Annotated in this window: 12 protein-coding genes; 7 read left to right on the top strand and 5 right to left on the bottom strand. The window is 69.4% G+C overall.

Annotated elements, in window-relative coordinates:
• Positions 1 to 24: 24 nt before the first annotated feature.
• Positions 25 to 1,392 carry an HNH endonuclease signature motif containing protein gene (locus ABD708_RS02495; RefSeq protein ID WP_344751703.1) on the bottom strand — a complete coding sequence of 456 codons (1,368 nt, stop codon included), beginning with the start codon at positions 1,390 to 1,392 and terminating at the stop codon, positions 25 to 27.
• A gap of 291 nt (positions 1,393 to 1,683) precedes the next feature.
• Here ABD708_RS02495 and ABD708_RS02490 point away from each other — a divergent pair, with 291 nt between their 5' ends.
• The 7 genes from ABD708_RS02490 to ABD708_RS02460 all read left to right on the top strand — a co-directional run bounded on the left by ABD708_RS02490 (position 1,684) and on the right by ABD708_RS02460 (position 10,279).
• On the top strand, positions 1,684 to 2,433 hold the full coding sequence (locus ABD708_RS02490) for an SDR family NAD(P)-dependent oxidoreductase (RefSeq protein ID WP_344751702.1): 750 nt from the start codon (positions 1,684 to 1,686) through the stop codon (positions 2,431 to 2,433).
• Between the two features lie 127 nt (positions 2,434 to 2,560).
• Entirely contained in the window at positions 2,561 to 3,769 is a 1,209-nt protein-coding gene (locus ABD708_RS02485) for an ROK family protein (RefSeq protein WP_344751701.1), read from the top strand.
• A 53-nt stretch (positions 3,770 to 3,822) separates the two neighbouring features.
• Positions 3,823 to 4,722 carry a carbohydrate ABC transporter permease gene (locus ABD708_RS02480; protein WP_344751700.1) on the top strand — a complete coding sequence of 300 codons (900 nt, stop codon included), beginning with the start codon at positions 3,823 to 3,825 and terminating at the stop codon, positions 4,720 to 4,722.
• Positions 4,715 to 5,530, top strand: a complete 816-nt coding sequence (locus tag ABD708_RS02475) for a carbohydrate ABC transporter permease (protein WP_344751699.1) — start codon at positions 4,715 to 4,717, stop codon at positions 5,528 to 5,530. The genes ABD708_RS02480 and ABD708_RS02475 overlap by 8 nt, the downstream gene beginning before the upstream one ends.
• A gap of 60 nt (positions 5,531 to 5,590) precedes the next feature.
• On the top strand, positions 5,591 to 6,838 hold the full coding sequence (locus ABD708_RS02470) for an ABC transporter substrate-binding protein (protein ID WP_344751698.1): 1,248 nt from the start codon (positions 5,591 to 5,593) through the stop codon (positions 6,836 to 6,838).
• A 67-nt stretch (positions 6,839 to 6,905) separates the two neighbouring features.
• On the top strand, positions 6,906 to 8,045 hold the full coding sequence (locus ABD708_RS02465; RefSeq protein ID WP_344751697.1) for a glycoside hydrolase family 15 protein: 1,140 nt from the start codon (positions 6,906 to 6,908) through the stop codon (positions 8,043 to 8,045).
• The gene (locus ABD708_RS02460) at positions 8,042 to 10,279 is read left to right on the top strand and encodes a glycoside hydrolase family 31 protein (RefSeq protein ID WP_344751696.1); all 2,238 of its coding nucleotides are present in this window, start codon (positions 8,042 to 8,044) and stop codon (positions 10,277 to 10,279) included. The genes ABD708_RS02465 and ABD708_RS02460 overlap by 4 nt, the downstream gene beginning before the upstream one ends.
• Before the next feature lie 141 nt (positions 10,280 to 10,420).
• Here ABD708_RS02460 and ABD708_RS02455 read toward each other — a convergent pair whose 3' ends face one another.
• The 4 genes from ABD708_RS02455 to ABD708_RS02440 all read right to left on the bottom strand — a co-directional run bounded on the left by ABD708_RS02455 (position 10,421) and on the right by ABD708_RS02440 (position 15,252).
• Positions 10,421 to 10,882 carry a YceI family protein gene (locus tag ABD708_RS02455; RefSeq protein ID WP_425553241.1) on the bottom strand — a complete coding sequence of 154 codons (462 nt, stop codon included), beginning with the start codon at positions 10,880 to 10,882 and terminating at the stop codon, positions 10,421 to 10,423.
• Positions 10,883 to 11,089: 207 nt separating this feature from the next.
• A complete protein-coding gene (locus tag ABD708_RS02450; RefSeq protein ID WP_344751694.1) occupies positions 11,090 to 11,620 on the bottom strand; it encodes a winged helix-turn-helix transcriptional regulator in 531 nt (176 codons plus the stop codon).
• A gap of 2 nt (positions 11,621 to 11,622) precedes the next feature.
• Positions 11,623 to 12,867 carry an MFS transporter gene (locus tag ABD708_RS02445; protein ID WP_344751693.1) on the bottom strand — a complete coding sequence of 415 codons (1,245 nt, stop codon included), beginning with the start codon at positions 12,865 to 12,867 and terminating at the stop codon, positions 11,623 to 11,625.
• Between the two features lie 126 nt (positions 12,868 to 12,993).
• On the bottom strand, positions 12,994 to 15,252 hold the full coding sequence (locus tag ABD708_RS02440) for an LLM class flavin-dependent oxidoreductase (protein WP_344751692.1): 2,259 nt from the start codon (positions 15,250 to 15,252) through the stop codon (positions 12,994 to 12,996).
• Positions 15,253 to 15,308: the final 56 nt, after the last annotated feature.

The following is a 15,308-nucleotide window of genomic DNA, read 5'->3' as shown; positions in this document are numbered from 1 at the left end:
GCGGCGGATGGAGCATCGCCGCGCTCAGCCCCCGTCCGGCGTTCCGGGTGGTGCTGCGGCTCGGATTCTGGCGGCGGTGCCGTTGCCGGCGGTCTTCCATCCGGTGTCGGTGCTGCCGTGGGTGTACCGCACTTCCGGGGTGCCGTGGGTCATTCTGAGGTGCCAGGGCCCCGTGTCGATCTCGTGGTGATGGAACCAGCACACCAGGACGCCGTTGCAGACGTCCGTGGGTCCGCCGTCTGTGTATGGGACCACGTGGTGGACCTCGCACCACTGCGCGGGAACGTCGCAGCCGGGGATGATGCAGGTGCCGCCGTCGCGCAAGGCGATCGCGCGGCGCTGCCTTTTCGTGAACCCCCGCACTTCCAAACCGAGGTTGAGGACGTCGCCGTCCTTGCCGAAGATCACGGTCTGGATCCCGCCCGCACACGCCGCCTGCACCGCCTCCTGAACCGGGACAGGTTCGCTGGTGCCGGCGTAGAACGCGAGCCCCGAACCGGACTGAAGCTCGGCGGCAGTGGTGCTGATCCACACGGTGGGGTGATCCCCGCCCATATCCGGCATTTCCGCCGAGCGGGCGGCGCTGCTGAACACGTCCCTGAGGTGATCGGCGGCCTTCTGCCCCCGGGTACGCGCATCAGCAGGCACCGCATCAGACTCGGGTTGGAAGGTGACGGTCTTCTTCCCCTTCGGGTTCGAGAGCCCATCCAAAACCCCGCGCACCACGGCGGCATGCCCCGCCGGTAGTAGACCCGATACTCGGGCGGCGCCGTCGACGGTGGGTCCGATCCAGAAGAACCGGCCGTCCATCGCCTTCGCCGCCTGATCCACCACCGCCGCGACGTTCAACGCCGCGGCCTTCTCCGCCGCCTTGGCCTTCACCTCATCCGCACCGGCAGAGGTCGCGAGCTCGACAAGCTGCGTCTGCACGGCCTGCAACTCGCGCGCCTCGGGTGTTCCAGGTGCCGCTGCGAGGTTCTCGAGCGTCCCGCCGGCGGCCTTCTTCAACTCGCCGCTGATCGCGGCCGCGCTCTCGCGTCCGATCCGCCCGTCCAGCACCGCCTGCTCCACTGCGGGCAGCTGCGCGAGATCCGAGGCGTCCTTCACGAGCTTCGCGGCCTCCTTCCCGGAGGACCTCGTGATCCCCGCCAGCGCCCCGGCCGCGGTCTTGAACCCCAACCGACGGGCCAGCGAATCCTGATCATCCGCGACGGACCGCCTGGCCACCTCGCCCGCGGCCGCGATCCGCAACGCGTCCACCTGCCGGGCGGCGGCCTCGATCTCTTCCACGAAGCCGACCAGCTGCCCGTCGGTCAGCGCGCCCGGGTCCACCGGCAGACGCCCGACCAGGCGCGACAATGCGCCCGACGCGGAAAACCCCGGCCCCGGCATCCGATCACCCCCGAAAAACACGCAACAACCAACAGCAACAAGCTCGCAGCATCTGGCGACATTTACGCGTAACGGGTTCAGGGGGCGACCCCAACAAGCTACCGACACTCTAAAATAAACATACGAGCAATGTCAATCGCAGATCCACAACTTCATAGAATTTTTGTTCACCACCCCCGTCGACACCCACAGCCTTACACGGCCCAGTGACATCTCTCGCCCGGTATCCATCGCTTCGCGTGCCTCGTTCGAACTAGGGTGCCGTCAAGGCAGACAGAAAGAGGTAGCGCAGTGGCTGCAGATCGTTTCGTGGGCAAAACCGTCATCGTCACAGGGGCCGGCTCGGGCATCGGCAAGGCGACGGCCGCGCGCATCGCCGAAGAGGGCGGCAAGGTGGTCGCGGCCGACGTGGTCGCCACGCGGCTCGAGGAGCTGAAGGCGGAGAATCCGTCGCTCGACATCGTGACGGTCGCCGGCGACATCACGAAAGACGAGGACATCGCCCGCATCGTCGCCGCGGCGGGCGGTCCGGTCTGGGGTCTCGCCAACGTCGCGGGCGTGATGGACTCGTTCCAGCCCGCGCACGAGATCGACTGGAAACAGTGGGACTTCGTGCTCGCAGTCAACCTGACGGCGACGGCGAAGCTGATGGCGGCCGTGATCCCGGGGATGCTCGAGGCCGGCGCCGGCTCGATCGTGAATGTGAGCTCTGAGGCGGGGCTGCGCGGCTCGGCCGCGGGCGCCGCTTACACGGCGTCGAAGCACGCGGTGATCGGTCTCACGAAGAACTCGGCGGTGATGTATGGCAAGAAGGGCATCCGGGTGAACACGGTCGCCCCGGGGGCGGTGCAGACGAACATCCAGGCCGAGTTCAAGTCGGCGCTCGCCGGCGAGGCCATCGGGCCGTTCATGCAGGTCGTCGTTCCGGGCGTCGCGCAGCCGGAGCAGCTTGCCTCGTCGATTGCGTGGCTGCTGTCCGAGGACGCGTCGAACGTCAACGGCGCCGTGCTCGCCGACGACACGGGGTGGAGCGCCATTTAGCTCGGAGTCGAAGGGCCGGCGGATTCATCGTCCGCCGGCCCTTTCGCATGCTGCTTTGACATCAACTTAGTTCCGTGCTTTATTAAGCTCCGAACTAAGTCAGTTCCCGACCTGAGAAGGCCTTTCAATGTCGAATCGCTCGCCGCACGCCGACGTCAACCGCTCGGCCGTACTGGCCCATCTCGGAGCACACGGACCGGCCTCGCGCGCAGACCTCTCCCGCGCGCTCGGTGTCTCGCCGGCGCACATGACGCAGCTCACCAGGGAACTGCTCGCCGACGGACTCGTGGTCGAGCTCGAGCAGGCGCCGTCGCAGGGCGGTCGCCCCGCGCGCATGCTGGGCGTGGCCGCAGCCGCCGGAAGCGCGGTGGGCGTCAAGGTCGTCGCCGACCATGTCGCGTTCGTCGAGGTCGGCATCGACGGAACGGTCGTGCGGTCGGCCGCGCGCGAGTTCGACGCATCCGCGACCACGGCCCTCGCCGACCTGACCGAGCTCCTGTCGGATTTCATCGCCGATGCGAGGTCGCCGCGCCTGCTCGGCGTGGGGGTCGGCATCCCCGGCAGCGTCGACAATCAGGCGAGCGGTGTCGTCGACTCCGTCCAGCTCGGCTGGACGCAGCTTCCCGTCGGCGCGACCCTCCGCCGCGCGCTGGGGCATCCTGTGCTCGTCGAGAACAACGTCAACGCCCTGGCGATGGCGGAGCGCCTCTATGGCATCGGCCGCGAGCACGACGACTTCCTCGTCGTCACGATCGGAACGGGCGTCGGCTCGGGCATCGTTCTCGGCGGATCCGTGTTTCGCGGCGCGGCAGGCGGTGCGGGCGAGATCGGGCACATCCCGGTCGCGGAGGACGGGCCGCAGTGCTCGTGCGGGAACCACGGATGCCTGGAGGCGCTGATCTCCGAGACGGCGCTCGTCCAGACTGCACGCGCACGCGGTGTCATCGATGCGGGCGACGGCATCGATGCGCTTCGTGCCGCGGCGGATGCCGGGGTCGCGGGCGCCTTCGCCGTGTTCGCCGAGGCGGGGCACCGCCTCGGTCGGGCGCTTGCCGGACTGATCCATATCATCGACCCCGAGCTCGTCGTGGTCATGGGCGAGGGCACCTCCGCGTGGCCGCACTGGTCCGCGGGATTCGAGCCGGCCCTTCGCTCTGCCCTCATTCCGAGCCGTCGCGGCATCGCCGTCGCCGTCGAGACCTGGCAGGACGAGAGCTGGGCGCAGGGTGCGGCCGCACTGGTGCTCGCGACCCCGTTCGACGCCGACGGCATCGCCGGCGCTGAGGGAGAGCTCGTGCGCGAGCGGCTGGTGTCCGGCTCAGGCGGTGGTCGCTGATGGTGCTTCCGGCGGTTGCGCCTGCTCATCGTCTGAGCAGCGAAGGCGGGTCGGTGACGCGGCGCAGGCGGGGACCGCTCAAGCGGCGTCTCGGCTACGCGGGAACGGTCGCGATCTTCCTGCTGCCCAGTCTCGTGCCGCTGCTCGCGTTCGTGATCGGGCCGATGATCTCCGCCGCGTGGACGAGCTTGCACTCATGGAACCTGATCGGCGACATGCAGTGGGTCGGATTCCGCAACTACAGCTTCCTGATCGGCGATCCGGCCACGCGGAACGCGTTCCTGCACACGATCTACTACATCGTCGGCTACCTGCCGCTCGTGTACGTGGGTGGTCTGGCGCTCGCTCTCGCGCTCAACGCGAAGATGAAGGGCCGCGCCCTGCTGCGCGGGGTCTACTTCCTTCCCGTCGTCACGAGCTGGGTGGTCGTCGCACTGGTCTGGCGCTGGCTGCTGAACCCCAGCGTCGGGATCGTGAACCACACGCTCGCCCTGATCGGCATTCACGGACCCGGATGGTGGGCGGACCCGGCGTGGTCGATGCCCTCGATCATCATCGCGTCGGCGTGGAAAGACCTCGGCTTCGTGATGGTCATCCTGCTGGCGGGGCTGCAGACGATCAACCAGGACCTGTACGAGGCTGCGGAGATCGACGGAGCAGGTTGGTGGCGCCGCCTGTTCAGCATCACGATGCCGATGCTCTCGCCCTCGACCTTCTTCGTGGTCGTGCTCTCGCTGATCAACGGCTTCCAGGTGTTCGACCAGGTGTTCGTCATGACCGGCGGCGGGCCGAACAACTCCAGCCAGGTCGTCGTGCAGCAGGTGTACGACCTCACCTTCCGATACGGGCAGGCGGGGATGGCATCCGCTCTGTCATGGCTCCTTTTCCTCGTCATCCTCGTCGTCACGCTCGTGCAGTTCTACGGGCAGAAGAAGTGGGTGAACTATGCGTAGCCCGCTCGGCAAGACCGTCTTCTACGTGGTCGTGATCGCCGGTGCGATCGCCATGCTCTTCCCCTTCGTGTGGACCGTCGTGACATCGATCAGCCCTGGGGCGAGCCTCACCACGACGCCGAAGCTGATCCCGGAGAATCCGTCGTTCGGCCCCTATCTCGAGTTGTTCAGCCGGGTGCCCTTCGCGCGCGTGATCGTCAACTCGCTGGTCATCGCCGTGGCGAGCACGATCCTGCAGCTCGTGACGAGCGCGATGGCCGCCTACGTCTTCGCGCGCATGCCGTTCCGCGGCCGGGGCGCGATCTTCCTGCTGTATCTGGCGACGATGATGATCCCGTTCCAGGTCCTCATCGTCCCGCTGTTCGTCGAGATGAAGGCGCTGGGCCTGATCAACACCTACGCCGGCGCGATCCTGCCGACGATCGCGTCAGCCTTCGGGGTCTTCCTGCTGCGGCAGGCGATGAGCACGGTGCCGCTCGAGCTGGATCAAGCGGCCACCATCGACGGCGCCGGGCACTTCAGGGTGTTCTTCCAGATCGTCCTGCCGCTCGTGCGCCCGGCCTTGGCGACGCTCGCAGTGTTCGGATTCCTGAACACCTGGAACAGCTTTCTCTGGCCGCTGATCATCCTGCGGGATCCCCTGATGCAGACCCTGCCCGTGGCTCTGTCGAGTCTTCAGGGGCAGTACTCGACCCAGTGGGACGTTCTGATGGCCGGCTCGGTGATCAGCATCCTGCCGATGTTCGCGCTCTACGTCTTCGCCCAGAAGTACATCGTCCAGGGCGTCGCAGGCACCGGTCTCAAATAGACCGGGCCGCATCCCCACCCCCACCCGAAATCCCTGCACATCAAAGGAGATTGCACTCTCATGAACAAGAAGCTCGTCGCGACCGCAGCGGTCGCGGCCCTCGCCGTGGTCGGCCTCGCCGGCTGCTCATCGTCCGGCGGCGGCAACGCATCCGGCGGAAAGACGACCGTCACGTACTCCGACTTCATCTCGGCCGGCGGCAACGAGAAGAACCTGCAGGCCATCGTCGACTCGTTCGAGAAGGCCAACCCCGACATCACGATCAAGGTCACCACGACCGCCTACGCGGACTACTTCACGAAGCTCCAGACCGACCTGGCGGCAGGCACGCAGTCGGATGTGTTCGATGTGGATGCCGGCAGCTACGCGACCTACCAGAGCCAGGGCGTTCTCGCACCGCTCGACGGGGTCACGGCGTCGGCGTATCGCACCTCTGTTCTCGACACCTACAAGACCGGAGGGAAGCAGTACGGGCTGCCCACCTCGTTCTCGAACGTGGTGCTGTTCTACAACAAGGACCTCTTCGACAAGGCCGGGGTCTCCTACCCGACCAAGGACTGGACCTGGGCCGACGAGCAGGCGGCAGCCGAGAAGCTGACGGACAAGTCCAAAGGCATCTGGGGCGACTACCAGCCGGTGACCTACAACGAGTACTACAAGGCGGTCGTGCAGGCCGGCGGACAGTTCCTCAGCGACGACGGCAAGAAGGCCGCGTTCAATGACGCCGCCGGCAAGAAGGCCGCCGACTGGATCGCCGGGAAGTCCGGCACGGTCATGCCGACCGCAGCCGACGGCGCGGGCACGGCCGACTTCGACACCAACCTGTTCAAGGCGGGAAAGCTCGCGATGTGGCACACCGGCATCTGGATGTTCAGCACGCTCGGCCAGTTGCCGTTCGGCTGGGATGTCCAGGTCGAGCCGGGCGACACTCAGCAGGCGAGTGCGACATTCTCGAACGCGGTCGTCGTCTCGAAGGACGCGAAGGACAAGACGGCCGCCCAGAAGTGGGCCGAGTACCTCACCAGCTCGAAGGAGATGGTCGACGTGCGCCTCAAGGCAGGGTGGGAGCTCCCCGCGGTGAGCGACGAGTCGCTGCTCCAGCCGTACCTCACGGCGGGAACGCCCGCCAACCGCCAAGCCGTCTTTGACTCGCTCGAGAAGGTTGCCAACGCCCCGCAGCTCGGGGCGAACTCGCAGAAGATCCAGGACGACGTGACCAACGCGCTCGGCGAGATCGCCGCGGGCCGGCAGAAGACCGCGACCGCGATCCCGGCGACCGCCGAGCAGGTCGACTCCCTGCTCAAGTGAGCTCGGGCCGTGCCCGCTGCGGCGGGCACGGCCTCTCACCGCCCGACTTCCCAGCGAAAGAGTGCCCGTGCACCGTTATAACGACTCCCGACTCGCCGAGCACAGCCTCGCGCTGATCACCGGTCTTCAGACGCCGGGAGGCGCGTACCCGGCCAGTCCCACTTTTTCGGCATACGCCGGGTACTGCTGGTTCCGGGACGGCGCGTTCATCGCCGACGGTGTGTCGGCGGCCGGAGCCGCCGAGTCCGCCGAGCGCTTCTTCGATTGGTGCGCAGGCGTCCTCCGCAGTCGCGCCGACCACATCCGCTGGATCGTGGCGGAGACCCGCGCCGGCAGGCCGCCCGAAGGCGCGAAGATGCTCCCGGCGAGGTACACCTTCGCCGGTGCCGACGGTCTCGACGAATGGTGGGACTTCCAGCTCGACGGCTACGGCACCTGGCTGTGGGCGCTCGCCGAGCACCTGCGGCGCCACGGGGCCGACGGGGAGCGCTGGCGCGACGCCGTCGAGCTCACGGTCGACTACCTCACCGCATCATGGTCCAGGCCCTGCTACGACTGGTGGGAGGAGCACAGCGACCACGTGCACGTCTCCACACTCGCGTGCATCGCGGCCGGCCTCGACGGCGTGGCGGGCGCCGGCCTCCTGGACGGCGGGCGCGAGCACGACGCCCGTGAGGCGTCCGCCGCCATCCACGCTCTCGTCCGCGAGCGCGGCACTCGCGACGGATTCCTGGTGAAGTGGTTCGGCAGCACCGCGGTCGACGGCAGCCTCGCGGCCGCTCTCGCGCCCCTCGGCTGCTTCGACCCCGGCTCCGCGCTCGGCGAGAAGACCCTCGATGCACTGGAGCGTCAGCTGACCGTGAGCGGCGGGACGCACCGGTACCTCGGCGACACGTTCTACGGCGGCGGGCAGTGGCCCCTGCTCAGCTGTTTCCTGGGCCTGGCCCATCTCGCCGCCGGGAACAGGGACCGGGCCGTCGAGCTCTACGAATGGGCCGCCGCCACCGCGACGGACGACCTCGATCTCCCCGAGCAGGTGGCGGGGCATCTCATCGCGCCAGGGATGCGGCAGGGGTGGCTCGAACGGTGGGGGCCGGTCGCCACACCGCTGCTGTGGAGCCATGCCATGCTGCTGCGCCTGGGAGCCGAGCTCGACACCACCGCTCCCCTCCCCGCCACCCCGACCCGAGAAGGACTCCCCCGATGATCCGCCACCGGCCGGCCGGCTCCGGCCACCCGTACTCCGTCGACACCGAGCAGCGGTGGCCCGTCGTCCCCGAGGCAGGCGCGACCGCGACGCTCGGCGTGCGTGCGGACGCGAGCGTCGATCACGTGACCGGCGAGCTCGTGTGGATGCCGGACTCCGGCGCCCCCGCCGTGAGCACGCCCCTCGTGCTGGAGCGGGTCGCCACCACCTCTCGCGGGCGGGTGACCGACGGCGGTCATCTCGCCTCCGCGCAGGCCCGCCTCGCGCGCGCGGCCGGTGGCTGGCGAGCGATCACCCCTGCCCTCGAGGCCGGGGGCGCATACCGCTACCGCTTCACCGCGCACCATGTCGGCGGCCGCATCGAGCGCACTCGCTGGTTCGCCTTCCGGGCCGCATCGTGGCGGCCCGGTGAGGACGTTCTGACCGCCGTCGGCCGATCGCGCGTACTGCCGGGAACCGTCTCGGTGCTGGATGACGGCCGGCGCATCCATCGCCTGCGCTTCTCCCTCGCGCTCGCCGAGGGTGAGCACGTCAGCGGTTTCGGCGAGCGTTACGACGTGATCGACCACGTCGGCGAAGAGCTCGACTCGGTGGTCTTCGAGCAGTACAAGAGCCAGGGCGCCGAGCGGAAGACCTATCTGCCCATGCCGTTCGCGCACGTCGTCGGGGGCGAGGGCTGGGGATTCCACGTCGAGAGCTCGCGGCGGGTCTGGTTCGACGTCGGCCGCAGCGACCCGCGGGCCATCTCGATCGAGGCCGAGACCGCCGAGGACGGAGCGCTCGCCGTCCGCTTCTTCGACGGCGACCCCGTCGCCGTTCTCCGGGGATTCCTCGACGGGGCCGGTCGGGCCGATGAGCTGCCCGACTGGGTGTTCCGGCTGTGGGCGAGCGGCAACGAGTGGAACACCCAGGCCGAGGTGATGCGGCAGGTGGATCTGCACCGCGATCACGGCATCCCCGTCGGCTCGGTCGTCATCGAGGCGTGGAGCGACGAGAGCACCTTCACGGCCTTCCGCGACGCGCGCTATGCGGTGACCGAGGACGGCGCGCCGCACCGGCTCGCCGACTTCGAATTCCCGGCGGACGGGGCATGGCCCGACCCGAAGGGCATGGCCGACGAGCTGCACGCGCGAGGAATCCGTCTTCACCTCTGGCAGATCCCCCTGCTGAAGAGGCGCCCGCACCCCTCCGGTCAGCTCGCGGCCGACGCCCGGGCCGCGATCCGCGAGAACGTGCTGATCGCGGAGCCCGACCCCGCGGGGAAGCCGCGGCCCTATCGCAATCGCGGCTGGTGGTTCCCGCTCTCGCTCATGCCCGACCTCACGGACGCCCGCGCGGCGAAGTGGTGGACCGAGAAGCGCCGTTACCTCGTCGAGGAGATCGGCGTCGACGGCTTCAAGACCGACGGCGGCGAGCACGCCTGGGGTGCAGAGCTCATCTACCTCGACGGACGCCGGGGAGATGAGAAGAACAACACCTTCCCGGTCGGCTACGCCGCGGCATACGGCGAGCTGCTGCGCTCGGCAGGAAAAGCTCCCGTGACCTTCAGCCGCGCGGGCTTCACCGGCTCGCAAGCGCACGGCGCGTTCTGGGCCGGCGACGAGAACTCGACGTGGGATGCCTTCCGCTGGTCGCTGAACGCGGGGCTCTCAGCGGCGGCGTCGGGAATCGTCTACTGGGGATGGGATATCGCCGGATTCTCCGGTGATATCCCGAGCGCGGAGCTCTACCTGCGGGCGATGGCGGCGAGCGCCTTCGTCCCGATCATGCAGTACCACTCCGAGTTCAACCATCACCGTTCGCCCTCGCGCGACCGCACGCCGTGGAACATCGCGGAACGCACGGGCGACGAGAGAGTGCTTCCGCTCGTGCGCGACATCGTCGGCCTGCGCGAGCGCTTGGTGCCGTACCTCGCCGAGCAAGCTGCCGAGACGATCCGCACCGATCGCCCGTTGATGCGCCCGCTTTATTTCGACCACCCCCGCGACCCCGAGGTCTGGCGATGTGGACCGCAATGGATGCTGGGGTCCGACCTTCTCGTGGCCGCGGTCGTGGACCCAGCGGTCTCGCGCGTGAAGGTGTATCTGCCGGCGGGCCGGTGGACGGATGCCTGGACCGGTGCGGCCTACGCGGGCGGTGAGACCGTCGAGGTCGATGCGCCAATCGGCCGGGTGCCGGTCTTCGCGCGAAGCGGGGCACCGGCGCAGCTGCTGTCCGTGTTCACGACGGGGTGAGGCGGCGGCGGGGCCGCCCGAGCCGGGTGCGCAAAACTCAGGGGCGTCTCGCCGCCAGCACCCCGCAGGCCCTGAGATTACGGGCCTGCGAGCACCGGCGAGCGAAAACGCCCCTGAGTTTTGCGCAGAGCAGAGTACGGGCTACGCCTGCAGCGCCGCCTCGAGCTCGATCGTGATCGTCACGTCGGAGCCGATCAGCACGCCGCCGCCCTCGAGCGCCGCGTTGTACGTCAGGCCCCAGTCCTCGCGCTTGATCTTGGTGGTCGCGGTCGCGCCGGCCTTGTAGTTGCCGTACGGGTCCGACTGGAAGCCCGCGAACTCGAAGTCGAAGGTGACCGGCTTGGTCGTGCCCTTGATGGTCAGGTCGCCGTCGACCTTGAAGTCGTCGCCATCGACGCGCACGCCGGTGGAGACGAACTCGATGTAGGGGAACTTCTCGGCCTCGAAGAAGTCGCCGGTGCGCAGGTGCCCGTCGCGGTTGGGCTCGCCCGTGTTGATCGAGGCGACCTCTGCCTTGGCGGTGACGGTCGACTCGAGGGGGTTCTCGGCGGTGACGAAGGTCGCCTCGAACTTCTCGAACTTTCCGCGCACCTTCGCGATCATGAGGTGGCGGACGCTGAAGCCGACCTCGCTGTGCGTGGGGTCGACGACCCAGGTGCCGGCGCGGTACCCGGGGATGCTGATCGTGTCGGTCATGGCTCGTACTCCTAGAGGATCTGATGGTCGGGGCGACTGCCCCGTCGAATGCATGCAATTGAATTCAATTGCTCTGTATTCCAGATGATCTAGTTCTATTACGAAAACGGATGCTTAACGCACCGCCGCCGCCCGCTCCCTGAGCTCTCCGCGGCGCTCGAAGAACGCCTCTGCCGGGGTGCCGGGCTTCGGCACCGAGTACACCTCGTCAGGCGGCACCACATTCCCCTCGGTGTCGACGAACGCGACGTGCACCTCGGCGCCGTCCGAGATGCGCCGCCGCGTGGTGGTGACGCCGAACTCGGACGGCACGTAGCGGTCACCCCAGTCGTGCAGGGCCGCCATCACGAGCTTCAGATCGCGGCCGCGCTGCGTCAGCAGGTACTCGTCGCGCGGGCGGTCCCCCGGTGCCTGGTAGCGGTGCTTCTCGAGCACGCCCGCCTCGACGAGCGAGGCGAGCCGGTCGCTCAGCACGTCGGGCGCGATGCCGAGCAGCTCGCGGAAGTCCGCGAACCGCGTGATGCCGTTGACGGCCTCGCGCAGGATCAGCAGGTTCCAGCGCGCCCCGAGCACGTCGAGGCTGCGCGCGATCGTGCAGGTCGAGTTGTAGACGCGCTCGGCTTGCGTGGTCCCACGGCTCGGCATGGTCAGTCCTCCATCGCGGATGCCATGGCCGAGGCATCCGTCACACGCTGTTCTACCCGACCGCGCACGCGCAGCACCTGCGTGGCGATCAGCGCGGCGATCGCGAAGGCGCTGATGACGACGGCGCCGATCTCGAGGGCGGCCGTCAGTCCGGAATCCGTCGCGATCAGGCCGAGCGCGATGGCCGCCGCGCCCTGCAGGATGTAGGCGACCAGGTAGACGGCCGAGATGGTGCCCGCACGGTGGTGCGCCGGCGCGTTCTGGCCGATCAGTCCGAGGCCGCCGGCGAACATCAGCGCGTAGGCGGCGCCCGAGATCAGCGTGGTCGCCAGGAACACGGCCAGCGATCCGCTGAACGCCGAGTCGATCAGGAAGCCGAACGCGATGAGCGTGACGACGCTGCCGATCGCGATCGAGACCTGGGGGTGCACGGAGCGGGTCGCGATGGCGGTGACGCCGATCACGGCCGACATGATCGCGAGGATCGCGCCGACGACGAAGACGTTGTGCGTCGCCGTGATCTCCTCGGCGATCTGCGCGCCGAGGGCCAGGAACACCGAGCCGAACATGTAGGCGACGCCGACGGCGAGTGTGGCGACGAGGTAGAGCAGACGGATGCCGGGGGCGACGGCCACGCCCCGCGGGCGCCACGTGCCGCGGGCCTCGTCACGGGTGTGCCGCGGCAGGAACCAGGCTCCGACGCCGACGGCCGCGATGGCGACGATGAGCACCCAGAAGTCGAGGTGCAGGGGGAAGGGCGCGTACTGGATCAGAGCGCCGCCGATGAGCGTCGCGAAGGCGAGGCCGAGCGCCGTGGCCGCGGTCGTCACCGATCCGGCGGAGCGCTCGCGACCCGGCCTGCTGAACTCGACGACGGCCGCCGACGCGGGGCTGAGTGCGAGGCCGACGCCGATGCCCATCATCGCGCGGCCGATGAAGACCACGGCGATGTTCGGGGCGACGGCGAACAGCAGCGTGCCGAGGAGCATGCCCGCCAGGCCGAGGACGATCGCCGCGCGACGGCCGATGTGGTCGGCCAGATCACCGAAGACGAGCAGCACGATCACGAGGGTGAGCGGGTAGACCGCGAAGACCGTCGTGGTGACGGCGGGGGTCACGTGCCACGCCGCCTCGTAGAGCGGATAGGTGGTGCTGGGGGCGCCGCTGGTCCACAGCGCGATGGCGGCGACGGCTGCGGCCGTCCAGTACGAGGCTGCGCGGGGCAGTGTGCGGGCGATGCGGTTCATCGGAGTCCTGTCGGTCGGCGTACCTGGATAGTAACCTCCAACTCAGGGCTCTGGATAGTTATTCCCTATTTAGCGGGCGGCGCTTCACAGCGACGACCCGGTGGGTCGTCGCGCGCCGGACGCCGATCAAGCTGCGCTTGATCGGGGCAGATCAGCCGAGGCTTCGATGAAGAAGTTGTCCCTGAACAGCCCGCTCGGGTCGTAGCGCAGCTTGAGCTCGCGCAGCCGCGCGAGGTGCGCAGGCGGGAACGCACGCGCCAGGGCATCGGGCCCGGTGTCGGTCTCGAAGCTCAGGTACATGCCCTCGAAGTGCGGCTCGAGGCGCCGCCACCACTCGTCGAGCCCCGACGACCGCGTGCCGAACGCGGCCACCGAGAAATTGGCGTCGCGCCAGCCGTAGGCGGTGGCGTCGGCGGGCACATCAGCGACGGCGCCTCCCACGGCGCGCAGCTGGAAGAAGTAGCTCGCGCCGGCATCCAGCAACGCCGCGGTCGTCGCCGCGAACTCCGGCGTGAGGTGCCGGATGAGCCCCGAGTGACTGTGCGGCTCCCCCTGCGCCTGCTGCGGAGCGCTCTCGTCGACGAACGCCCCCATGATCTGGTCGTACGTCGCGAGCGCCACCGACTGGTCGACGAGCGGAGCGATCTCGGCGATCGGCTGCAGCAGCTCGACGATCGTGTCGGGGTCGTCGCTGTCGACGGCGATCATGGCCTGCGCGTAGCGCGCCGCCCCGCGCGCGGGGCCCAGGATGACCGACCCGGTCACGCGGCGATCGGATGCCTCGATCGCGGCGCCCCAGCGGGTGAGGAATCCCGCCGTGTCGCTCGCGTCGAACGCGAGCTGCGCGAAGCCGAGGCGCCCGACGCGGGGGGCCTCGAACTCGAACGAGACCGCGATGCCGAAGTTGGCGCCGGCGCCGCGCATCGCCCAGAACAGCTCGGGCTCGTGCTCCGCGCTGGCATGCACGAGCTCGCCGCTCGCCAGCACGACGTCGACCGAGAGCACGTGGTCGATGGTGAGTCCGTGCTCGCGCGCGAACCAGCCGACCCCGCCCGCCGTGGCGAGGCCGCCGACGCCGACCCCGCCGTAGTCGCCGCTCGTGAGCGCGAGCCCGTGCGGGGCGAGGGCGCGCGCGACGTCGAGCCAGCGCGCGCCGGGGCCGATGCGAACGCGGCCGGATGCCGCATCGAGCACCTCGATCGCGTTGAACGCGCCGAGGTCGATCACGAGGCCGCCGCGGTTGAGCGAGCGGCCCGAGAGGCCGTGGCCGGCGCTGAAGATTCCCAGGGGCAGCTCGCGGTGGCGGGCGGCGAACCGCACGGCATCCGTCACCTCGTCCGTCGTCTCTGGACGCAGGACGAGCCCGGGCGCGCCGCCGCGCAGGTAGCCCGAGGTGTACCGCGCGTAGCCGATGTCGCCCGGCTCGATGGCACGCGGGGCGAGCGACTCCGGCAGCCCGTCGTAGTCGATGCCGGGCAGGCGCTTCGCGCGGGCGGCGGACGTGCGGATGCGTGCGGTCGGCGTCGTCGTGCCGGCCGCGGCGCGCCCCGCGGCGACGCCCTCGCGCACGGCGGGCACGATCTCGCCGGCGAGGTGGCGCAGCGTCTCGGGGTCGTCGCCCATGAAGATGAAGGTGCTCACGCCGTCGTCGAGTGCGAGGCGCACGAGCTCGTCGGCGGTGGTCTGCGGGCCGACGTTGAGCAGCCGGACGATCTCACGCGGGTCGCGGCCCGCCTGCAGCGCGGCCTCGTCGATCGTCGCGTTGCCGCGCTGCAGATCGCCGGGCTGCAGGTAGGGCAGGCTCGGCAGCCATCCGTCGGCCGCGCGCCCGATGAGGCGCAGCATGCGCGGCTTCAGCGCGCCGAGCCAGATGGGGATCTCATGGGCGGGCTCGGGCCCGCGCTTCGCGCCGTCGACGTGCCAGCGCTGCCCCGCGACGCGCAGCGGGCGGCGCTCGGCGGCGTCCCACACGCCGCGGATGATCTCGATCGCCTCGCCGAGGGCGTCGACGCCCTGCCCGGGCGTCCAGGCGGGGCCGCCCATCGCGGCGATGGCGTCCCAGAATCCGCCCGCGCCGAGGCCGAGCTCGAAGCGGCCGCCCGACAGCAGGTCGAGGCTCGCCGCGCTGCGTGCGAGCACGGCGGGTGGGCGCAGCGCGCCGTTGAGCACGTTGCCGCTCAGGTGGATGCGCTGCGTCTGCGCCGCGACCCAGGTGAGCAGGGTCCACGTGTCGTGGAAGCGCGGCTGGTACGGGTGGTCCTGGAAGGTCACGAGGTCGAAGCCGAGCTCTTCCGAGATCACGGCGAGCTCGACCGCGCGGGCGGGCGGCGCGTTGACGGGGGTGATGAAGGTTCCGAAGCGAAGGGGGTGACCGTAGTCGGGCATGGGGCCAAGCATCCGTTCTCTCCTGCCCTGCCGCAATGCGCGCAGAAGTGACTTAC

Source organism: Gryllotalpicola koreensis, from assembly GCF_039538185.1.
Lineage (GTDB): Bacteria > Actinomycetota > Actinomycetes > Actinomycetales > Microbacteriaceae > Gryllotalpicola > Gryllotalpicola koreensis.
This window is presented reverse-complemented; position numbering and strand designations above follow the sequence as displayed.